This window comes from Nocardia sp. NPDC057353 (assembly GCF_042667085.1).
Lineage (GTDB): Bacteria > Actinomycetota > Actinomycetes > Mycobacteriales > Mycobacteriaceae > Nocardia.
The window spans coordinates 18,527-38,423 of the sequence record NZ_JBHVAK010000041.1; the positions used below are offsets into that span (position 1 = coordinate 18,527).

A 19,897-nucleotide genomic window follows, 5' to 3' on the forward strand; every position below is an offset into this window, starting at 1 on the left:
GAGACCATCGTGTACGACACCATCGTCAAGGGCGGCCGCTGGTTCGACGGCACCGGCGCGCCCTCCGCCGTCCGGCACCTCGGCATCGTGGACGGCCGGGTCGCCACCGTCTCCACCGTCCCGCTGGACGAGACCGGCTGCCCGCGGGTGATCGACGCCGAGGGCCGCTGGGTGCTGCCCGGCATGCTCGACGTGCACACCCACTACGACATCGAGGTGCTGCAGCAGCCCGCGCTCGCCGAGTCGGTGCGGCACGGCGTCACCACCGTGCTGCTCGGCTCCTGCTCGCTCTCCACCGTGCACGTCGACGCCACCACCGCCGCCGACCTCTTCGCCCGCGTCGAGGCGATCCCGCGCAAGCACGTCGTCGACGGCGTCGAGAAGCACCAGGTGTGGCGCGACGCCGGCGAGTACGCCGCCTACCTGGACGCACTCCCGCTCGGCCCGAACATCGCCGCCTTCATCGGCCACTCCGACATCAGGGCGGACGTACTCGGCCTCGACCGCGCCACCGACCGTTCCTTCCGCCCCTCTGCCACCGAACTCGGCGAGATGGAGCGCCGGCTGGTCGCCGCGCTGGAGGCCGGGTTCGTCGGCATGTCCTCGCAGCAGCTCGAATTCGACAAGCTCGACGGCGATACCTGCCGCTCCCGCACCCTGCCGTCGACCTACGCCCGCAGCCGCGAACGCCACCGGCTGAACTCCGTGCTCCGCCGCTACGGCCGCGCACTCCAGGGCGGGCCGGACGTAGCCCGCCCACACAGCCTGGTCACCATGGCCGCCAGCACCGTCGGCCTCTTCCGCAAACCGATGCCGGTCAGCCTGCTCGCCGCCGCGGACCTGAAGGCCATCCCGTTCATCATCCGCGTCTTCCCGCTGCTCGCCCGGCTCTTCAACGGGTTGGGCGGCAACCTCCGCTTCCAGCACCTTCCCGTGCCCTTCGAGGTCTACGCCGACGGCATCGACCTGGTGATCTTCGAGGAGTTCGGCTCCGGCGCCGCCGCACTGCACCTCGCCGACCGGATCGAGGAGCAGCGCAGCATGCTCCAGGACGCGGAGTACCGCCGCCGCTTTCGGGCCGACTACGACAGCAAGTTCGGGCCGCGCGTCTGGCACCGCGACTTCTTCGACGCCGAGATCGTGGACTGCCCCGACTCCGCGGTGATCGGCAAGACCTTCGGCCAGGTCGGCGTCGACCGCGGCGGCCTGCACCCGGTCGACGCCTACCTCGACCTCGTGGTCGAGCACGGCCGCAAACTGCGCTGGCGCACCACCATCTCCAACCACCGCGAAGACGTGCTGAACCGGATCGCCGTCGACCCCGGCGTCCAGCTCGGCTTCTCCGACGCCGGGGCCCACCTGCGCAACATGGCCTTCTACAACTTCGGCCTCCGCTTCCTCCGCCGCGTCCACCAGGCCCGCAAGCCGTTCATGACCATCGAGCACGCGGTCCACCGCCTCACCGGCGAGCTCGCCGACTGGTACGGGCTCGACGCCGGTCATCTCCGCCTCGGCGACCGCGCCGACCTCGTCGTCCTCGACCCGGCCGGGCTGGATTCGTCCCTGGACGACTACGCCGAAGCCGCCATCCCCGCTTACGACGGGCTCTCCCGCATGGTCAACCGCAACGACCGGGCCATCGACGCCGTCCTGGTCAACGGTGAGTTCGTCTTCGGGGACGGCGCTGCCGCCGAGCGCCTCGGCACCGTCCGCACCGGGAGGTTCCTGCGCGCCGAGAGCCGCTGATCAGCACACCGTGCCTGCCCGCGGCGGCAGCCTCATCCGCTCAGGCCGGAAGCAGCGAACTCTCGGGGTAGAACCCGCCGACCGGGCCGTCCGTGCCCTCGATATCGAGCGAGACGTGCGCGTGCCCGTTCCGCACGCTGGTGACGGTTCCATCGACGAGACGCCGCCCGAAGCGCACTCGGATCCGGTCGCCCGGGTGCAGCGACCTCCGCTTCCGCTCAAGCATGCCCGCCCTCCTCGTCCCAGTTCGTTCCCGTCAGGTCCACCAAGTGTGCACCGACGACCCGGTCGAGGCCAGCGGCCGCACCGTCGAGCGAGCGTCGCCACCGCCGGAATGTACCCAGGTGTAGTGGATGGCTGCGGCGTGCTTCGCGCAGTTTGGCGCCATCGCTGTGCGCGACCGCATTGCGGACCTCGTTCAGCGCGGTCAGCGTCGAGTTCCACTGCTTGCCCCGAGTCGGGTAGGTGGCATGGATCGTGGGCCAGAGGGTGAGGCCGAGGACCGCGAAGTCGCTGCCGAGCGCCGCTGGGGAGGCGTTACCGCGGTCGAGTCTGCGTTCCCGGACCAGTGCGTTCAGGACGACCGGGATCTGCTGGTCGTTCCCTGGCGCGAGGCTTCCTGCCAGCACGATCGCAGCGTCGTCGTGCAGGTCGCGGCAGTAGCCCTGGAACTCGGCCGCGAGACTCACGAAGAGCGCGAGGTTCAGGTGCTTGGTCGCGTTCCAGCGGCCGGGGCGCCCGCCGGTCGCTGCGGTATGCACGGCCTCGAGGCTGTTGAGCACACCGCAGCGTTCGGACTTCCAGCGGGCGAGGGCGGAGGACCTTGGTCGCGGCACGCGACGACCGTAGTCCGGTGCGCGGGGAGGGCGAAATCACCTGCCGGGCGGAAGCATTGAGGTTTCCCACGCCCGCGCGTAGCGCCGCGTATCGGCGGCGTTCGTCTCCTTGCTGCGGTACACGATGTACGGCCGCGTGAGGTACCCGATCGGTGCACTGAACATGTGCACCAGCCGGGTGTAGGGCCAGATGGCGACCAGGACCAGGACGAACAGGCCGTGGGCTTGGAAGGTCCACGGCACCCCGACCATCAACTCCGGCTGGGGGTCGACGGTGAAGAGACTGCGGAACCAGGGGGAGACGGTTTCGCGATAGTTGTAGGTGCCCCAGAGCAGGTTGCTGCCGACGGTGTTGAGCAGGCCGGTGATCAGGGCGCCTGCCAGCAGGAAGTACATGATCTTGTCGGAGCGGGTGGTCGCTCGGCGCACGGCGGGGACGGTGAAGCGGCGGTAGAGCAGGATGCCGATGCCCGCGATCACGGCGAAGCCGGCGACGGACCCCGCGCCCACGGCGACCACGTGGTACGTGTGGTGCGAGATGCCGATGGCGTCGGTCCAGGACTGGGGGATGAGGACGCCGAGGACGTGGCCGCCGAAGACGCCGAGCATGCCGAAGTGGAAGAGCGGGGAGCCGAGGCGGAGCAGGCGGCTCTCGTGCAGCTGGGAGGAGCGGGTGGTCCAGCCGAACTGGTCGGTGCGGTAGCGCCAGACGTGGCCGAGCAGGAATGACGTGAAGGCGATGTAGGGCAGCGTCATCCAGACGATGGTGCTCATCGGCGGCCTTCCCCTCCGGAGGCGGTGAACAGGCTGGGGTCCATGGCGAACGGCTCCAGGCCGACGTCCTCGTCGGGCGGACCCTGGGCGGCGAGTTCGGCGATCCGCCTGCGGTCGGCGGTGGTGAGCGGCGGGAGCGTGGCGGTCACCGCGGCGAGGACGGCGGCGTAGGGGGAGCCGGTGTCGGCGAGCGAGAGGCGGAGGAGTTCGATCACCGGGAGGTGCTCGCCGAGCAGGCGTTCGCCGCCGACGAGGTCGACGGTGGCGGCGAATTCCAGCAGGACCGGGAGGTGGTCGGGGAGTTCGCGGTCGTCGAGTTCGACCCCGGCGTGCTGGTAGGCGTGCTTGAAGCGGAGCAGCGCCATGCCGCGCTTGCGGGTGTCGCCGTAGGCGTAGAAGGTGAGGTGCAGGCTGGCGCGTTTGCGCAGGTCGAAGGTTTCGACGTAGGTCGCGGCGAGCGAGATCTCGTCGGTGCCGCGCAGGTAGCCGATGAACTCGGCCAGCGACGGGCCGATCGGTGCGGGGAGCCGCTCGACGGCGGACGACACGGTGTCGAGCAGGTCGAGCGTCTCCCGGCTCGGGTAGTCGAGGAGCAGTGCGGCGAGGCGCCAGACCAGCAGCCGGTCCGGCTCGGGCAGCGCGACCGCGGGCTCCGGGCGGCGGCGCAGTTTGAGCAGGCTCATCGCACGGCCGCCTCGTCGGTCGAGGCGCCGCCGGGCCGGGTGGCGCCGTTGCCACCCGCCGGCGCGGCGCCGTTGCCACGCCGCGCACTCGTACCCGTCGCGGAGCCGTTCCCGCTCGCCGAACCGTTCTCGCCCGCCGAGTCCGCGTTGCCGCCCCCGACGGGCACCAGCCCCTGCGTACTGCGCCCGTCCCAGTCCAGCAGATTGATACGCCCCGATTTCGACTCCGGCGCAGCGGAATTCGTATCCGCCAGGTGGAACTTCTCCACCATCTGATCCAGCGCCGTCATCCCCGGCCCGCCGTCCACATCCAGACTGCACCCGGTCGCCAGCGAATCCAGCTGATGCGCCTCGGACCCGGCCCCGCTGGGAATCACGTACCGGTGCTCGTACTTGGCAATGGCGAGCAGCCGATACATGGCCTCGATCTCCTCCGGCTCCAGCCGAATGGACGGCGCGATGGTCAGATCCGGCTCCTGACCCAGGTTCACCGAGCGCATGAACGAACGCATCCCGGCCAACCGCTGCAAGGCTGCCCGCACCGGCCCGACCTCCCCGGCGGTGAACAGCTCGGCCAGGTACTCCACCGGAATTCGCAGCGCATCGATGGCGCCGAACAGATTCCCGGCATCCTCACCGTCGTGCCCGGTCTCGCTCAGCACGTCGACAACGGGCGAGAGCGGCGGCACGTACCAGACCATCGGCATGGTCCGGTACTCCGGATGCAGCGGCAGCGCGATCTGGTAGTCCACGATGAGCTTGTAGACCGGCGAATCCTGCGCTGCCTGAATCCATTCCGGCGAGATCCCGGCCCGCTCGGCCTCGGCGATCACCCGCGGGTCGTGCGGGTTGAGGAACACCCCGAGCTGCGACGGGTAGAGGTCGGCGACCTCCGTCACCGCCGCCGCCTCCGCCACCTTGTCCGCGTCGTAGAGCATGACGCCGATGTAGCGCAGCCGCCCGACACAGGTCTCCGAGCACACCGTCGGAATCCCGACCTCCACCCGCGGGTAGCAGAAGGTGCACTTCTCGGCCTTGCCGGTCTTGTGGTTGAAGTAGATCTTCTTGTACGGGCAGCCGGTGACGCACTGCCGCCAGCCGCGGCACTTGTCCTGGTCGACCAGCACGATGCCGTCCTCGGCGCGCTTGTAGATGGCGCCGGAGGGGCAGGAGGCCGCGCAGGACGGGTTCAGGCAGTGCTCGCAGATGCGCGGCAGGTAGAACATGAAGGTCTGCTCGAACTCCAGCTTGACCTGCTCGGAGAGCTTGCCGAGCAGCGGGTCGCGGCCCACCTGCTCGGGCCCGGAGCCGAGGTCGTCGTCCCAGTTCGCGCCCCAGGTGACCTGGGTGTCCTCGCCGGTGATGAGCGACTTCGGCCGGGCCACCGGCACGGTGTCCGACGGCGGCGAGGAGAGCAGGTTGTCGTAGTCGTAGCTCCACGGCTCGTAGTAGTCCGCGACGGTGGGCAGCTCCGGGTTGGCGAAGATGTTCAGCAACCGCTTGAGCCGGGAGCCGGATTTCAGGGTGAGCTTGCCGCGCTTGTTGAGCGTCCACCCGCCCTTCCACCGCTCCTGGTCCTGGTACTGCCGCGGGTACCCCTGGCCGGGGCGGGTCTCCACATTGTTGAACCAGACGTACTCGGTGCCGCCGCGGTTGGTCCACGCCTGCTTGCAGGTGACGCTGCAGGTGTGGCAGCCGATGCACTTGTCCAGGTTCATCACCATGGCGAGCTGGGCCATGACACGCATATCAGTACTCGACTTCCTGCGAGCGGCGGCGAATCGTGGTGACCTCGTCGCGCTGATTTCCGGTGGGGCCGTGGTAGTTCAGCGCGAAGGACTGCTGCGCGTACCCGCCGATGAGGTGCGAGGGCTTGATCATGATGCGGGTGAGCGCATTGTGGATGCCGCCGCGCTTGCCCTTGCCCTTGAAGTCGGCGGCGCCGGTGCCCTCGATCCGCGGGACGTCCACCGCGCGGTCCTGCGCGTGGTACATGAAGACGGTGCCCTCCGGCATCCGGTGGCTGACGATGGCGCGCGCCACCACGACGCCGTTGCGGTTCACCGCCTCGATCCAGTCGTTGTCCGCCACCCCGATCTTGGCGGCGTCCTTCTCCGACATCCAGATCGACTGCCCGCCCCGGCTCAGCGTGAGCATGTGCAGGTTGTCCTGGTAGGCGGAGTGGATGGACCACTTGGAGTGCGGGGTCAGGTAGCGCACGGTGACGCCGCGCTCGGTGACGCTGCCGATGCCGGGCTCGGCGAACAGCGCGGACATGTCCAGCGGCGGCCGGAAGACCGGCAGCTGCTCGCCGAGCTCGATCATCCAGTCGTGGTCGAGGTAGAAGTGCTGGCGGCCGGTGAGCGTGTGCCAGGGCTTGAGCCGCTCGGTATTGATGGTGAACGGGGAGTAGCGGCGGCCGCCGGTCTCGCTGCCGGACCACTCCGGGGAGGTGATCACCGGGACCGGGCGCGCCTGGGTGTCGGCGAAGGTGATCCGCTTGCCTTCGTGCTCGCGGGCCAGGTCGGCGAGCTCGGTGCCGGTGCGCCGCTCCAGCGCCTCGAACCCCTCCACCGCCAGCCTGCCGTTGGTGGTGCCGGAGAGCGCCAGGATCGCCTCGGCGGCGTGCGTGTCCTTGGCCAGCGACGGCCTGCCCTGCGCGATCCCGGAGACGATGGTGCCATTGGTCCCGGCCAGGTAGCGGACCTCCGGCTCGGGGTAGGTGGTGACGCCCTTGGTGGTGGTGCCGAGCGTCTCCACCAGCGGGCCGAGCGCCGCCATCTTTTCCGCCAGCCGCGGGTAGTCGCGTTCGACCTCGACCAGCTTGGGCATGGTGCGGCCGGGGATCGGCTCGCACTCGCCCGCCTTCCAGTCCAGCACCTTCCCGCCCGCCTGGGCGAGCGCGTCCGGGGAGTCGTGCTGCAGCGGGACGGCGACGATGTCCTTGCGCACCCCGAGGTGCTTCTCCGCGAGCCAGGAGAAGCCGCGCGCGATCCGGTGGAACGCCTCGAAGTCGGTCTTCGCCTCCCACGGCGGCGAGATGGCCGGGGAGAAGGCGTGCACGAAGGGGTGCATGTCGGTGGAGGAGAGGTCGTGCTTCTCGTACCAGGTGGCGGCGGGCAGCACGATATCGCTGAAGAGCGTGGTGCTGGTCATCCGGAAGTCGAGCGAGAGCAGCAGGTCGAGCTTGCCGGTGGCGGCCTCGTCGCGCCAGACCAGCTCCTGCGGGCGGACGCCCGGGGTGTCGTCGGTCTGCAGATTGGAGTCGGTGCCGAGCAGGTGCCGGTGGAAGTACTCGTTGCCCTTGCCGGAGGAGCCGAGCAGGTTCGCCCGCCACACCGTCAGGCAGCGCGGGAAGTTCTCCGGGGCGTCCGGGTCCTCGCAGGCGAAGCGGAGGTTCTCCGCCTTCAGCTCGTCCACGATGTATTCGGCCGCCGGCTTGCCCGCCTCGGCGGCCTGGTCGGCGAGGTCGAGCGGGTTGCGGTCGAAGGTGGGGTAGCTCGGCATCCAGCCGAGCCGGGTGGCGAGCGCGATATTGTCCGCGGCGGTGCGCCCGGCGAAGCGGCCGGTGCCGAGCGGGGAGGCGAAGGACTCGGCGGTGAAGGGGTCGTAGCGCCACTGGTCGTTGCTCAGGTACCAGAAGACGGTGCCCTGCATCTGCCGCGGCGGGCGCTGCCAGTCCAGCCCGAAGGCCAGCGTGGACCAGCCGGTCACCGGGCGGCACTTCTCCTGCCCGACGTAGTGCGCCCAGCCGCCGCCGTTCACGCCCTGGCAGCCGGTGAGCAGGGTCAGGGTGAAGAACGAGCGGTAGATCTGGTCGGAGTGGAACCAGTGGTTGGTGCCAGCGCCCATGAGGATCATGGAGCGCCCGCCGGAGCGCTCGGCATTGTCGGCGAACTCGCGCGCGATCCGCTCCGCCTGCACCGCCGGGACGCCGGTGATCCGCTCCTGCCAGGCCGGGGTGTACGGCCGCTCGGCGTCGTCGTAGCCGGTCGGCCAGTCGCCGGGCAGGCCGTCGCGGCCGACCCCGTACTGCGCGAGCAGCAGGTCGAAGACGGTGGTCACCCGTTTGCCCGCGATCTCGCGGGTCGGCACCCCGCGCAGCAGCACCTCGGGGGAGTCGGCGTCGAAGCGCGGCAGCCGCACGGTGGCGGGCTCGCCGCCGAGCAGGGTGAGCAGCGGGCGGGTGTCGCCGAGGTCCAGGTTCCAGTGGCCCGCGTCGGCGGCGTTGAAGCGGTGGCCGAGCGCGCCGTTGGGCACGACCGCCGCGCCGCCCTCGTCGAGCAGGACCGGCTTGTGCGCGGCGCCCTCGCCGGATTCGCCCAGGTCGGCGGCGGTGAGGAACTTGCCGGGGAGCTCGCCGTCCAGGCAGACCAGGTACGGCAGGTCGGTGTACTTGGTGACGTACTCGTGGAACCGCTCGGTGCGCCGCTCGGCGAAGAACTCGCGCAGGATGACGTGGCCCATGGACATGGCGAGCGCGGCGTCGGTGCCGGGGCGGGCGGGGACCCACTCGTCGGCGAACTTGGTGTTGTCGGCGTAGTCCGGCGAGACCACGATGACCTTCTGGCCGCGGTAGCGCGCCTCGGTCATGTAGTGCGCGTCCGGGGTCCTGGTCACCGGGACGTTCGAGCCCCACATGATCAGGTAGCTCGCGTCGAACCAGTCCGCCGACTCCGGCACGTCGGTCTGGTCGCCGAAGACCTGCGGCGATGCCACCGGGAGGTCGGCGTACCAGTCGTAGAAGGAGAGCATGGAGCCGCCGAGCAGCGAGATGAACCTGGCCCCCGCGGCGTGGCTGACCATGGACATGGCCGGGATCGGGGAGAACCCGGCCACCCGGTCCGGCCCGTACTCCTTCACCGTGTGCACGTGCGCCGCGGCCGCGATCTCCGCCGCCTCCCACCACTCGGCCCGGACGAACCCGCCCTTGCCGCGCGCGGCCTTGTACCGCTTCGCCTTCTCCGGGTCCTCGACCACATCGGCCCAGGCCAGCACGGGATCCTTGAGCCGCTCCTTGGCCTCCCGGTACAGCTTGAGCAGCACCCCGCGCACGTACGGGTAGCGCACCCGGGCGGGGGAGTAGGTGTACCAGGAGAAGGAGGCGCCGCGCGGGCAGCCGCGCGGCTCGTACTCCGGCTTGTCCGCGCCGACCGAGGGGTAGTCGGTCTGCTGCGACTCCCAGGTGATCACGCCGTCCTTGACGTAGATCTTCCAGGAGCACGAGCCGGTGCAGTTCACCCCGTGCGTCGAGCGCACCACCTTGTCGTGCGACCAGCGGTCGCGGTAGAACTCGTCGGCCGAGCGCCCGCCCACCCGGTGCACGCTGCGCAGATCGTCCGAGGTCTCGTCGCGCCGGAAGTAGCGCCCGAGCCGGAGCAGCGCGTCACCCGGATCCTGCGTTTCTCGCGTATCGGCCACCACCCGAGGGTAAGGAGGCATCGTCGCAGGTCAAAACGGTTGTCTCACACCCTGCTTCGGGCCGGGGTGAGGTGTGAGGCGGCCGCAACACCGCGGTCACGCCGTGCCGGTCGACGGCTGGTGGAACGGGCCGCGGTGAAGGTTCGGAAACCGCCGGTTCTCCGGCGCTTTACATTTGTTTACACGGCGGGCGGCCGGGCCGAAGGTAAAGAATCGATAAAGTTTCGTGGCTCCGCGCGCTGTTTCCGCGCTGATCGCTGAGCATGGGGCAACACAGGATCGGCCCACACACCGCGGCCGACGCGTCGATGAGGTCCGCCGGTTCGCGGTGTACGACAGCGCAGGGAGTGGTGTGCCGTGCCGGATGGTGTGCTGGAAGCTCGCGATCGCCTCGACGTGGCGCCCCCGACCTTCGGGGGGACGCTGCGCCGGATCCGGGACGATCGCGGCGTCTCCCGCGAGAAACTGGCCTTCGCCGCCGGGGTGAGCGCCAGCTACATCGCGCACCTGGAGAGCGGCGAGCGCGAGCACCCCACCCGCTCGGTGGTCGACGCGCTGCTCCGCTACCTGGACCGGGTGGGCAGGCTGCCCGCCGACGACCGCAGGCACCTGTTCGAGCTGGCCGGGCTGGCCGTCACCGAGGTGCCCACCGTCGACGAGCTGCGCGCCGGGATCGGCCCCGCCATGCGCCGCGGCCTGAGCCTGCACGAGCCGAACCCGGCGGGCTTCTTCGACGCGCGCTGGAACCTGCTCGCGGTGAACGGGCCCGCCGCGGCGCTCTGCCCCGGCCTGGCCGAGGGCGGGAACATGCTGCACTGGATGTTCGGCGACCCGCAGGCCAGGCGGGCGCTGCCGGACTGGGACCGGGTCACCGCGCTCAGCGTCGCCAACCTGCGCGGCCGGATCGGCAGGCCCGGCGAGGCGGCGTGGGCGGGCGCGCTGCTGGCCGAGCTGAGCCGGTACCAGGAGTTCCGCAGGCTGTGGAGCACCGGTGCCATCTCCTACGGCGGCGACCTGCCGCGGCTGCGCTTCCACGCCGCCGCGGCGCCCCGCGAGCTGGAGTTCCAGGTCTACGAGGTGGACTCCGGCGTGCACCCCGGCTGGATCCGGTTCTTCCTCGGCCTGCGCAGCGGCTGAGGCCGCGCCGCCGGGCAGGGACGATCGGCAGGGCCGAAGGTCCCCACTTCACTCCGCCGCGCGGCGCGGGGTCATTTCCCCGGTAATTCGTCGTTTAATATCGGCTCAGCGTGCTCGACGGGGTGGGCCGCCGATATGGCACGCGCTGTGGGAAATGTCTCGCACCGCCGCGCCCCTTCGGTTTGCCACCGGAAAGCCGGGCCGCCTGTGATCAACTACGGTACTGCGTCGGATGTGAGTCGGGAGCGGGGTTGCTGTGGCACGCAAGACACCCGGGTCGGGTGCGGAGGGGCAGCTGCGGCTGCCGACACTGGGGGGGCTGCTCCGGGAGTTGCGGGACAGCCGCCGGATCTCCAGGGAGAAGCTGGCCTTCGCGGCGGGGGTGAGCGCCAGCTACATCACGCACCTGGAGAACGGTGATCGGGACCGCCCGACCCGCCCGGTGATCGCGGCCCTGATCGACTACCTCGACCGGATCTCCACGCTCGGCGACGACGAGCGCAGGCACCTGCTGGAGCTGGCCGGGCTGGACCACGTCGAGCTGCCCGAGCCCGCCACGCTGCGCGCCGCGATCACCCGCGACATGCACCGCACGCTGGCCATGCAGGAGCCCAATCTCGCCGCCTATCTGGACATTCGCTGGAATGTGCTGGCCTGCAACGAGGCGTACCGCGCGGCGTTTCCCGGGCTCGAGGCGACGGGCAACGTGCTGCGCTGGTACTTCGCCGACCCGGCGGCGGCGCGCGTGGTGCTGGAGTGGGAGGACGAGGCCCTGCTCGCGGTGCAGTCGCTGCGCGCGGCGATCGGCCGCTACGCCGAATCGGAATGGGCGGTCGGTTTTCTCGCGGAGCTGGCCGAATTCCCCGAGTTCCGCAGGTTGTGGGAGCGCGGCGGCGCCTCGTACGGGCGCGAGCGGCTGGCCATGTACCTGCGCGACCCGCGCACCGGGGTGCCGCAGCACATCGCGGTGCAGACCTTCCTGCTCGATGCGGGCCCCTACCCGGGCTTCGTGCAGTACTACCTCGGCATGCGGGTGCGCTGAGATGGCCGGGCAAACCGGCGATTTCGATTAACTGGAAGTTAGCCAGAGCGTCTCGCCGGAGGCGGCGGCGGCCCGATTCGTACGAGCGAGTGCTTCGCGGTGCCTGCTTCGTAGCGAATGCCGAGATTTTGCCCGACCACGATCGATTCCGCCTGGGGTTCAGCGGAATCCGGTGTGTCACTGCCGGGTGTATGTACAACAAGGGGTTTGCCGGAACAACGGCGATTCGTGGACATCTGCCTGTCCGCCTCGGTAGACCTGACTCCGAGACAATTCAGCTCGAGTGGGCGAGACGTATTCCGGAGCAGGGATCCAGTGGTTCTTTCGAACCGGACCGGAATCGGGGACCGCGGGGAAGTGAGCCGGAATGGCGCAGCGTTTCGATTCGGTACCGCATATCTCACTGGCCGCGGCCGGTGACGGCAGCTCCGGCACCTTCGCGGTGTGCGGGGAGGAGGGGAACGCGCTGTGGTACGGGCCGTTCGCGGCCGACGACCCGGACCACCCGCGCGGTGACCGGCAGGCCGCGGCGACCGCCGCGGCGGCCCGCGCGGTCTGGCTCGCGGGCCGGGCGCGCACCGACGCGGGGCTGGACGAGGCCACCCTGCACCTCTGCGTCATCGACGCCGACCTCGACGCGACGGCTCTGGCCTGCGCGGCCTCCCTGGCCGGGCTGGCGCTGGATCTGATCGTCACCGACGACAATCCCGCACTCGACTGGTGCAACGCCTACGGGCGGCTGAACTGGCGGACCGGCACCCTCGACGACCTCATCGGCGACTGCGAACCCGCGGCGCTCGACGACGCCGCCGACCCGGCCTCCACCGCCCGGCTCCTGCACCGACAACTCCATACGGCCCCAGAGGAAAGGCTTGCCACCATGTACCACGCCACCGCCGACCGTCCGGATTCCTTCGACCCCATCGACGAGAGCGTCGAGCTGCGGGCCGCCCTGGAGGCGCTGCTGCTGCACGACGCGGTCGGGCTCGACGCCAAGATGCGGCACGCCATCGCCGCGGTGGTCCACCTCGCGGTGGACACCCCGCACGGCCCGCCCGAGGACGCCATCGAGTTCCTCGGCAGGCTGGACGCGGCCTGGCTGATCGCCGCCTGGCAGGAGCAGGACACCGAGCTCTCGCTGATCGCCACCCTGGCGGCGGGCGAGGTGCCCGCGCTCTCCTGGTGCGAGCTCATGTTCACCACCGCGCTGGCGCCGTGGTCGACCAGCCCGGTCGCGCTGCACGCCCGCCGCATCTTCGCCACCGACCGCTCCGGCAGGCAGGTGACGCTGCGCGCGCACAGCGGGTAGTCAGCCGAGTTCGAGCTCGCCGAACTCCGCGATCCAGCGGTGCGGCGGCCGCGGGGCGTTCGGCTCGCCCGCGCGGTGCACGCCGACCGCCCGCCAGCCCGCGGCCACCGCCGCGTCCAGCTCGTCCGGGTGGTCGGAGAGGAAGAGCAGCTCGCCGGGGTCGAGCGCCAGCGCCGCCGCGATCCGGCGGTACGAGCCCGGCTCGCGCTTCGGCCCGGCCGTGGTCAGGTCGAACCAGACGGAGATCAGCGAGGCCTGCTCGCCGTCCTCGGCGAAGCCGAACCAGTCCCGCTGGTTGCGCTCCGAGCCGGAGGAGTAGACCGCGAGCCGCAGCCCCGCCGCGTGCCAGCCGCGCAGCGCGGGCGCGACGTCCGGGAAGAAGGCGCCGTGCAGCGCGCCCGCCCGGAACCCGGCGTGGCAGATCAGCCCCTGGGCCAGCTTGAGCGGCTCGGCCTTGACGTCGGTGTCCAGCCAGTCGAGCAGGATCCGGGCCAGCTCGTCCGGGGTGGCGTCCTGGCGCTCGGCCAGCGCCGCGGTCGCGGCACGGACCGGGGCCGCCGCGTCGGTGGCGATCCAGTGCGGCAGCTCGCGCCGGGTGTAGCCGTAGAGCCGCTCCTGCACGGCCGCGGTCGCGCTGGTGGTGCCCTCGATGTCGAGGACGACGGCGGTGGTCACCGGGCGGTCAGCAGCTCGTCGAGCGAGGGGAAGCCGTCGCTGATCGTCGCGCCGGTGAAGTCGCCGACCCAGCCGTCCTCGGCCTCGAAGAAGCGCAGCGCGACGAAGTCGGGGCGGTCGCCCATGTCGAACCAGTGCGTGGTGCCCGCCGGGACCGCGAGCAGGTCGCCCGCCTCGCAGACAACGGCCAGCACCGCGTCCTCGATGTGCAGGTAGAAGCAGCCGCGGCCCGCGGCGAAGAAGCGCACCTCGTCCTCGGCGTGCCGGTGCTCGGGGCGGAACTTCGCGCGGGCGGCCGCGGCGACCACCGGCCACTGCGGGTCGCTGTCGTCCGGGTGCAGCCTGGCCACGTCGACGTGCCGGTACTTCCCGGCCCGGTCCAGCTCGGCGATCCGGTCGGCGTAGGCCGCGAGCAGCTCGTCGGAGGGGCGGGCGGCGGCGCCGTCCAGCGCGGGCCAGCTGTCGAAGTGGATGCCGTGCGCGGCGAGCTCGGCCGCGATGGCCGTGCGGTCGGTGGTCCGCACCCGGACCTCGTCCGGGCGGTCGGCGCTCATCACCTGGAGCAGGGTCATGTCCTATCCGATCTCGAGTGGGTCGACGGGGTGCGTGCGGCCGGTGCGCTCGACCAGGTCGCAGAGCGCCTCCAGGCACTCCGCGCGGTCCCGCGCCTGGGCGAGGTCCGCGCCCCAGGTGGTGATCCCGTGCGCGGTGATGGCGAGAACCGGTGCGGCGCCGGGGTTCTCGCGGAGGTGGTGCTCGACCTCCGCGCCGATCGCGGCGACGTCGGCGTGGTTGGCGAAGACCGGGAGCGTGAGCGTGGTGCCGGTGGTGAGGCCCTTGATCAGCTCGTAGCCGGTGATCGAGAGCGGGCCGGGGCCGGAGCGGGTGGCGAGGACGGTGGCGGCGGGGGAGTGCACGTGCACGACGGCGCCCGCGTCCGTGGTCCGGTAGACGGCGGTGTGGATGGCGGTCTCGGCCGACGGGCGCCGGGTGCCTGCGATGGCGGTGCCGTCGGCGATGCGCACGGTGACCATGTCGGCCGGGCCCAGCTCGCCCTTGGCGAGGCCGCTCCCGGTGATCACCGCGTTCGGGCCGGAGCGCACCGAGATATTGCCCGCGGTGCCCGGCATCCAGCCGCGCGCGTGCAGCTCGCGCGAGACCGCCGCGACCGCGCGGGCTTGCTCGTCGCGCAGGGGGCCGGAAACGGTGGCGGCCGCGCAGGCCCGCTCGGCGAGTGCTGTGCCGGGAAGCGCGGCGTCCAGGCCGGCTCGGCCGTCATGCACGGTGTCGGCGACCGCGGTGGCAGGGTGGGCCTGGTCGGCGGTCGTGCCGGAGAACGGGGCGACCACGCCTGACCCCTCGCCGAGCACCGTGCCGGAGACCACTCCGCGCTCGGTGACCACCGCGGTCACCAGCTCCGGCGGGGTGACGTCGAAGGCCGGGTTGTAGGCGGCGGTCCCGGCGGGCGCTGCCGCGGTGCCGGCGAACCCGGTCACCTCCTCGGCGGCGCGCTCCTCGACCACGATCTCCGCGCCGGTCGCGGTCGCCGAGTCCCGCGTCGACTCCGGGGCGACCACCACGAAGGGAATGCCGTGGTGCCGCGCGGCCAGCGCCAGCCCGTAGGTGCCGATCTTGTTCGCCACCGCGCCGTCCGCGGCGACCCGGTCCGCACCGACCAGCACCGCGTCCACCAGCCCGTTCGCCATGGCCCACGCCGCGGCGGAGTCGACGAGGAGCCGGTGCGGGATGCCCGCGGCGGCCAGCTCCCAGGTGGTGAGCCGCGCGCCCTGCAGCAGCGGGCGGGTCTCGTCCACCAGCACCTCGGTGACGGCGCCGCGCTCGGCCAGCACCCGGATCGCGCCGAACGCCGTGCCGAAGGCGCTGGTCGCGAGCCGGCCGGTATTGCAGTGCGTGAGCAGCCGAAGCGGGCGGTCCGGGGTCAGCCGCTGCACCAGGTCGGCGGCGTGCGTGGCGGCGGCGCGGTTGACGGCGGCGTCCTCGTCGAGCATGGCCAGCACCTCGGCGAGCACGGCGTCGGCGCCCGCGGGGGCGAGCGCGACCACCCGGCGCACCGCCCAGGCCAGGTTCACCGCGGTCGGCCGCGCGGCCACCAGCCGGTCGGCCTCGGCGCGCACGGCGGCCAGGTCGACCCCGGCCGGGCCGGTGTGCGCGGCGGTGGCGACGGCGACCCCGAAGGCGCCCGCGATGCCGATCGCCGGTGCCCCGCGCACGGCGAGCGTCCGGATGGCATCGATCACCGCGTCGACCGTGCCGAGCCGCAATTCGCGGCTCTCGTGCGGCAGCGCGCGCTGGTCGAGGGTGACCAGCGCGCCGTCCGCCCAGCGCAGGGAGCTGTCGTCCATCGGGTGTCGTCCTTCCGGTCGTTCTCCAGTGAACCAGCGGTGGCGGCGGGTCGCCAGAATCGATTCAGCGCGCGCGCAATGCTGGATCAGCCGGGCAGGGCGAGGAATTCGACGAGCGCGCCGTCCGCCGCGCCCGCCGGGACCACCACCAGCCCGTCCCGGTCGATCAGCCCGCCGAGGTGCGCGGTGCGGACGGCGGGGTCGCCGCGGAAGCCGCCCTCCGGCGCGTGCCTGGCGGGGACGATGCGCGGCACCGGCGCCGCGATCTCGGCGGCATTGTGCAGCGGGCCGCGCTGCGCGGGGCGCGGGGTGGCGCCGGTGCGGCCCGCCACGATGGCCGGGGCGAGCGCGAGCAGCGTCGCGACCGCGGCGTACGGGTTGCCGGGGAGTCCGAGAACCGTTGTCCCCGAGGTCGTCTCGGCCACCAGGGTGGAGCCGCCCGGGCGCAGCCGGAGCCGCGGGACCAGGATCCGCGCGCCCGCGCGGGCCACCGCGCCGCGCAGCTGGTCGGCCGCGCCGCCGCCGGTCGCGCCGACCACCACCAGCAGGTCGCGGTCGTGCGCGGCCGCCAGGACGGCGTCGAAGCCGTGCGCGGTGTCGCGCAGGTGCACCCGGTCGACGGCGACGATGCCGCAGCCCGCGAGCAGCCGGGGCAGCACCGGGCCGATGGAGTCCCTGGTCTGCCCGGCGTGCAGCGGGCCGTCGGCGCGGATCTCGTCGCCGGTCATGACGATCCGGGCGCGGACCGGGCCGCGCACGGTCGCGGCGGTGACCTCGACCGAGGCGGCGGCCGAGATCAGCGCCGTGGTGATCGCGGCGCCCGCGGGGGCGATCTCGTCGCCGGTGGCGCGGTCCTCGCCCTGCCTGCGGATATCGCCGCGAACCGGGGAGTCGGGGAGGAGAGCGAGTGTTTCCACTCGGGCATTTTGCGGATCGGCGCCCGGTGCGTCCGAGTGCCCGGGTGTGCGCGGATCACCCGATTCGTCCGCGCGTGCGGGTGCGTCTGGCAGCAGGGTGGCGAACTCGTCGCGGACGACGCGGGTGGTGCCGTCGGGGACGTGCGCGCCGGTGGCGATCCGCACCGCCTCGCCCGGCTCCAACCCCGCCGGACGCTCGCCGCCCGCGTACCCGATATCGCGGCGGATCCGCCACGGACCCGGCCCCGAAACGGCGTACCCGTCCATGGCGGAGACGTCGAAGCGGGGGAGCGGCCCGGCGGCGTGCAGCGGCTCGGCCAGCGCGGCGCCGCGCGCGTCGGCGAGCGCGCTGGCGCGGGCGGGCAGCGGGGTGAGCCCGGTGCGCAGCGCGGCGCGCGCGTCGTCCAGGGTGTCGCCGAGCGCGGTGCGCGCGCGCAGCACCTGGTCGGCGGTGTCGCAGTCGTCGGTGCCCGGCAGCTCGAGCACCGTGCTCGCGGCCGGGACCAGCGCCTTCATCGGGTGGTTCACCGGCGAGCCGAGCCCGGCCAGCGCGGCGTCGAGCGCCCGGCGCCGCCACACCCCGATCAGGTACTGCGGGCGGCCGTCCCGGTCCGCCGCGAAGGCCGCGTCCGCCGCCCCGAGCTGGGCGATCAACCGGTGCACGGTGTCGGCGGTGAGGAAGGGCAGGTCCGCGGCGAGCACCACGACCAGCGGCGCGGGGTCGGCGCCGAGCGCCGCCAGCCCGGCGGCGAGCGCCGCGACCGGGCCCGCGCCCGGCGGCTGCTCCCTGGTCTGCAGAATCTCGGGCCCGAGCTCGGCGCGGTCCGGCCCGACCACCGCGACCCGCGCGCACCCGGCTACCGCCGCCAGCGCCGCCGCCAGCAGCGACCGACCGCCGACCACGATTCCCGGCTTGTCGACGCCGCCCATCCGGCTCGCCCTGCCACCCGCAAGGACGACGGCGTCGGCCCGCTCCGGCGGCGGTGCGGCGCGGTTCCCCATGGGGGCGATGCTAGTTCGTCGGCTCCCCGCGCCCGGCGTCGACCAGACAGAACGGATTGTGCTCGGGGTCGAGGAAGCGGGCGCCGCCGCACGGCCCCGCCCGCCGGGGGACGGCGCCCGCGGCGGCGAGCCGCGTGGCCGCGGCGGGGGCGGTGCGGGTGCCGAGCTCCAGGTGCAGCCGGTCGTCACCCGGCCCCGGCTGCGGGATGAACTCCAGCCAGGCCCCCAGCTCGGTCGGCGAACGCAGCCCGGCCACGGTGCCGTCCCTGGCCACCGGCCACCCCGACGCCACCGACCAGAACGCCGCCAGCCGGGCGGGCTCCGCGGCGCCGACCACCACCGCGGCCAGCGCGCCGGTACCCGCGTACTCCGGGCGCGGTTCGAGCACGCAGAACTCGTTGCCCTCCGGGTCGGCGAGCACCACCCACGGCACCGCGCCCTGCCCGATGTCCGCGTGCGCGCCGCCCAGCTCGAGGGCGAGGCGCACCCGGTCGGCCTGGCCGCGCGGGCCGTGCGAGGCGAGGTCGAGGTGCAGCCGGTTGGGGGTGGTGTGCGCGGGGGCGTCCGGCTGGGCGGGGCGGAAGGTGAGCGCCGGGCCGGGCAACCCCGGATCCGGCGGGGCGACGTCGACCCTGTCGGCGCGGTCCAGGGTCACGGTCCAGCCGAGCAGCCGGGCCCAGAACTCCGCGAGCGCCCGCGGCCGCTCCGCGCGGACCGCGACGTACACCAGGCGGGTGGACATGTCCCCACGGTAGTGCGCGAACCCCCGGTCGAGCAGCCGAATGACGCGGTTGAACGCGCGCGGGAGCCCTTCCGGCGGGCCGGCGGAACACACCCCGCGGGCGATCAGTCCGGCTCGGGGAACAGGTGGCGGGCGGCGCGCAACCGGACCCGCCCGTCGGCGATCGGCACCCCCTCGGCGGCGAGCAGCCGCAGCTGCCGCTCGGCGAGGTGCGCGGCCGGGCGCCCGCTCGCGCCGATCACCCGGTGCCAGGGCAGGTCGCCCGAGTCGGTGCGCATGATCCAGCCGACCGTGCGCGCGCTGCTGAGCCCGGCCGCCGCGGCCAGGTCGCCGTAGGTGGTCACCCGCCCGGCCGGGACCGCCGCCACCAGCGCCCGCACCCGCTCGATCTGCTCGTCGCCGGTCGTCACAGCATCGACCGGATCAGCGCCGCCGTCTCGGCGGGCAGCTCCTGTGCCACCATGTGGTCGCAATCCCACTGCAGCAGCCGGAAATTCGAGCCGAGCCGCGCGGAGATCGCGGCCAGGAACTCGCTCGTGAGGAACGGCGGCCGCACCCGCATGGCCTGGACCAGCACCGTCGGCAGCTCGGCGGGCGGAAGCACGTAGCCGCGCGCCAGCTGCCCCCAGTAGGAGTTGACCGCGGGAATGCTCATCCGCCACCCCACCTGCCCGTTGGCGGTCGGCACCAGGTGCTCGTCCAGCTCCGCCTCCAGCAGCCGCGGGTCGACCGCGCCCCACCCGGTCTCCTGCTTGTCCCGGCGCGCCTGCGCCACGCTGTCGTAGTCCGGGTGCGCCAGCGCGGAGAGCGCGATGTCGAGCATCCGCTCCGGCTCCAGCCCGATCGCCGAGTCCAGCAGCACCAGGCCGCGCACCAGCTCCGGCCGCCGGTGCGCCAGGTGCAGCGCGCAGGCCCCGCCGAAGGAGTGCCCGACCAGCACCACCGGCCCGACCCCCTCCGCCGCCAGCAGCGCGACCAGGTCGTCGACGATGGTCTCGAAGTTCCACGGCGGCAGCCCGGTCGAGCGGCCGTGCCCGCGCAGGTCCGGCGCCAGGATCCGGAGGTCGGGCAGGTGCTCGGCGGCGAGCGCCGCCCAGCGTTTGCCGTGCCCGGTCACGCCGTGCAGCGCGAGGACGACCGGGCCGGTCTCCGGACCGAAGCGGTGGACGTGCAGATCGGGCATCGGACCATTGTGACGCGGGCCCGCGGCGGCCGCCGCCGCGGAGCTGTCGGGGGCGTCTGTTGCAATA

Annotated in this window: 17 protein-coding genes; 4 read left to right on the top strand and 13 right to left on the bottom strand. The window is 72.7% G+C overall.

Annotation, left to right across the window (positions count from 1 at the left end; all coding sequences use genetic code 11):
- The first annotated feature begins 6 nt into the window (after positions 1-6).
- On the top strand, positions 7-1,746 hold the full coding sequence (locus tag ACFUUZ_RS20980) for an amidohydrolase family protein (RefSeq protein ID WP_378698699.1): 1,740 nt from the start codon (positions 7-9) through the stop codon (positions 1,744-1,746).
- 40 nt (positions 1,747-1,786) lie between these two features.
- Here ACFUUZ_RS20980 and ACFUUZ_RS20985 read toward each other — a convergent pair whose 3' ends face one another.
- The 6 genes from ACFUUZ_RS20985 to ACFUUZ_RS21010 all read right to left on the bottom strand — a co-directional run bounded on the left by ACFUUZ_RS20985 (position 1,787) and on the right by ACFUUZ_RS21010 (position 9,481).
- The gene (locus ACFUUZ_RS20985; RefSeq protein WP_378698644.1) at positions 1,787-1,972 is read right to left on the bottom strand and encodes a hypothetical protein; all 186 of its coding nucleotides are present in this window, start codon (positions 1,970-1,972) and stop codon (positions 1,787-1,789) included.
- The gene (locus tag ACFUUZ_RS20990) at positions 1,965-2,528 is read right to left on the bottom strand and encodes a hypothetical protein (protein WP_378698646.1); all 564 of its coding nucleotides are present in this window, start codon (positions 2,526-2,528) and stop codon (positions 1,965-1,967) included. Before ACFUUZ_RS20990 ends, ACFUUZ_RS20985 begins: the two co-directional genes overlap by 8 nt.
- A 90-nt stretch (positions 2,529-2,618) precedes the next feature.
- Positions 2,619-3,356 (bottom strand): respiratory nitrate reductase subunit gamma, encoded by a 738-nt coding sequence (gene narI / locus ACFUUZ_RS20995; RefSeq protein WP_378698648.1) that lies wholly within the window; start codon positions 3,354-3,356, stop codon positions 2,619-2,621.
- Positions 3,353-4,039, bottom strand: a complete 687-nt coding sequence (narJ, locus tag ACFUUZ_RS21000; RefSeq protein ID WP_378698650.1) for a nitrate reductase molybdenum cofactor assembly chaperone — start codon at positions 4,037-4,039, stop codon at positions 3,353-3,355. The genes narI and narJ overlap by 4 nt, the downstream gene beginning before the upstream one ends.
- Positions 4,036-5,778, bottom strand: coding sequence for a nitrate reductase subunit beta (gene narH, locus ACFUUZ_RS21005; protein WP_378698701.1), 1,743 nt, complete (start codon positions 5,776-5,778; stop codon positions 4,036-4,038). The genes narJ and narH overlap by 4 nt, the downstream gene beginning before the upstream one ends.
- A 10-nt stretch (positions 5,779-5,788) precedes the next feature.
- Positions 5,789-9,481, bottom strand: coding sequence for a nitrate reductase subunit alpha (locus ACFUUZ_RS21010; RefSeq protein WP_378698652.1), 3,693 nt, complete (start codon positions 9,479-9,481; stop codon positions 5,789-5,791).
- A 336-nt stretch (positions 9,482-9,817) separates the two neighbouring features.
- On the opposite strand from ACFUUZ_RS21010, the gene ACFUUZ_RS21015 reads away from it, so the two are divergent.
- The 3 genes from ACFUUZ_RS21015 to ACFUUZ_RS21025 all read left to right on the top strand — a co-directional run bounded on the left by ACFUUZ_RS21015 (position 9,818) and on the right by ACFUUZ_RS21025 (position 12,948).
- Positions 9,818-10,597: a helix-turn-helix domain-containing protein gene (locus ACFUUZ_RS21015; RefSeq protein WP_378698654.1), complete on the top strand. Its 780-nt coding sequence runs from the start codon at positions 9,818-9,820 to the stop codon at positions 10,595-10,597.
- Positions 10,598-10,853: 256 nt separating this feature from the next.
- Positions 10,854-11,639 (top strand): helix-turn-helix transcriptional regulator, encoded by a 786-nt coding sequence (locus ACFUUZ_RS21020; RefSeq protein ID WP_378698656.1) that lies wholly within the window; start codon positions 10,854-10,856, stop codon positions 11,637-11,639.
- A gap of 367 nt (positions 11,640-12,006) precedes the next feature.
- Positions 12,007-12,948: a hypothetical protein gene (locus ACFUUZ_RS21025; RefSeq protein ID WP_378698658.1), complete on the top strand. Its 942-nt coding sequence runs from the start codon at positions 12,007-12,009 to the stop codon at positions 12,946-12,948.
- On the opposite strand, the gene mtnC is transcribed toward ACFUUZ_RS21025, so the two are convergent.
- From mtnC to ACFUUZ_RS21060, 7 genes are all read right to left on the bottom strand, one after another.
- On the bottom strand, positions 12,949-13,623 hold the full coding sequence (mtnC, locus tag ACFUUZ_RS21030) for an acireductone synthase (protein WP_378698660.1): 675 nt from the start codon (positions 13,621-13,623) through the stop codon (positions 12,949-12,951).
- Complete coding sequence (locus tag ACFUUZ_RS21035; protein ID WP_378698662.1) at positions 13,620-14,195, bottom strand: acireductone dioxygenase; 576 nt, start codon at positions 14,193-14,195, stop codon at positions 13,620-13,622. The genes mtnC and ACFUUZ_RS21035 overlap by 4 nt, the downstream gene beginning before the upstream one ends.
- 3 nt (positions 14,196-14,198) lie before the next feature.
- Positions 14,199-15,986, bottom strand: a complete 1,788-nt coding sequence (mtnA, locus tag ACFUUZ_RS21040) for an S-methyl-5-thioribose-1-phosphate isomerase (RefSeq protein ID WP_378698664.1) — start codon at positions 15,984-15,986, stop codon at positions 14,199-14,201.
- 86 nt (positions 15,987-16,072) lie between these two features.
- The gene (locus ACFUUZ_RS21045; RefSeq protein ID WP_378698666.1) at positions 16,073-17,905 is read right to left on the bottom strand and encodes an NTP transferase domain-containing protein; all 1,833 of its coding nucleotides are present in this window, start codon (positions 17,903-17,905) and stop codon (positions 16,073-16,075) included.
- Between the two features lie 10 nt (positions 17,906-17,915).
- The gene (locus ACFUUZ_RS21050) at positions 17,916-18,647 is read right to left on the bottom strand and encodes a VOC family protein (RefSeq protein WP_378698668.1); all 732 of its coding nucleotides are present in this window, start codon (positions 18,645-18,647) and stop codon (positions 17,916-17,918) included.
- Positions 18,648-18,751: 104 nt separating this feature from the next.
- The gene (locus ACFUUZ_RS21055) at positions 18,752-19,057 is read right to left on the bottom strand and encodes an MGMT family protein (protein WP_378698670.1); all 306 of its coding nucleotides are present in this window, start codon (positions 19,055-19,057) and stop codon (positions 18,752-18,754) included.
- Positions 19,054-19,830 carry an alpha/beta hydrolase gene (locus ACFUUZ_RS21060; RefSeq protein WP_378698672.1) on the bottom strand — a complete coding sequence of 259 codons (777 nt, stop codon included), beginning with the start codon at positions 19,828-19,830 and terminating at the stop codon, positions 19,054-19,056. The genes ACFUUZ_RS21055 and ACFUUZ_RS21060 overlap by 4 nt, the downstream gene beginning before the upstream one ends.
- Positions 19,831-19,897 lie beyond the last annotated feature (67 nt).

Bases quoted from the DNA above. Each gene is read 5' to 3' on its own strand.
- ACFUUZ_RS20985 (WP_378698644.1), bottom strand. From the start codon at position 1,972: ATGCTTGAGCGGAAGCGGAGGTCGCTGCACCCGGGCGACCGGATCCGA.
- narI (WP_378698648.1), bottom strand. From the start codon at position 3,356: ATGAGCACCATCGTCTGGATGACGCTGCCCTACATCGCCTTCACGTCA.
- narJ (WP_378698650.1), bottom strand. From the start codon at position 4,039: ATGAGCCTGCTCAAACTGCGCCGCCGCCCGGAGCCCGCGGTCGCGCTG.
- narH (WP_378698701.1), bottom strand. From the start codon at position 5,778: ATGGCCCAGCTCGCCATGGTGATGAACCTGGACAAGTGCATCGGCTGC.
- ACFUUZ_RS21010 (WP_378698652.1), bottom strand. From the start codon at position 9,481: ATGCCTCCTTACCCTCGGGTGGTGGCCGATACGCGAGAAACGCAGGAT.
- ACFUUZ_RS21025 (WP_378698658.1), top strand. From the start codon at position 12,007: ATGGCGCAGCGTTTCGATTCGGTACCGCATATCTCACTGGCCGCGGCC.
- ACFUUZ_RS21035 (WP_378698662.1), bottom strand. From the start codon at position 14,195: ATGACCCTGCTCCAGGTGATGAGCGCCGACCGCCCGGACGAGGTCCGG.
- mtnA (WP_378698664.1), bottom strand. From the start codon at position 15,986: ATGGACGACAGCTCCCTGCGCTGGGCGGACGGCGCGCTGGTCACCCTC.
- ACFUUZ_RS21045 (WP_378698666.1), bottom strand. From the start codon at position 17,905: ATGGGGAACCGCGCCGCACCGCCGCCGGAGCGGGCCGACGCCGTCGTC.
- ACFUUZ_RS21050 (WP_378698668.1), bottom strand. From the start codon at position 18,647: ATGTCCACCCGCCTGGTGTACGTCGCGGTCCGCGCGGAGCGGCCGCGG.
- ACFUUZ_RS21060 (WP_378698672.1), bottom strand. From the start codon at position 19,830: ATGCCCGATCTGCACGTCCACCGCTTCGGTCCGGAGACCGGCCCGGTC.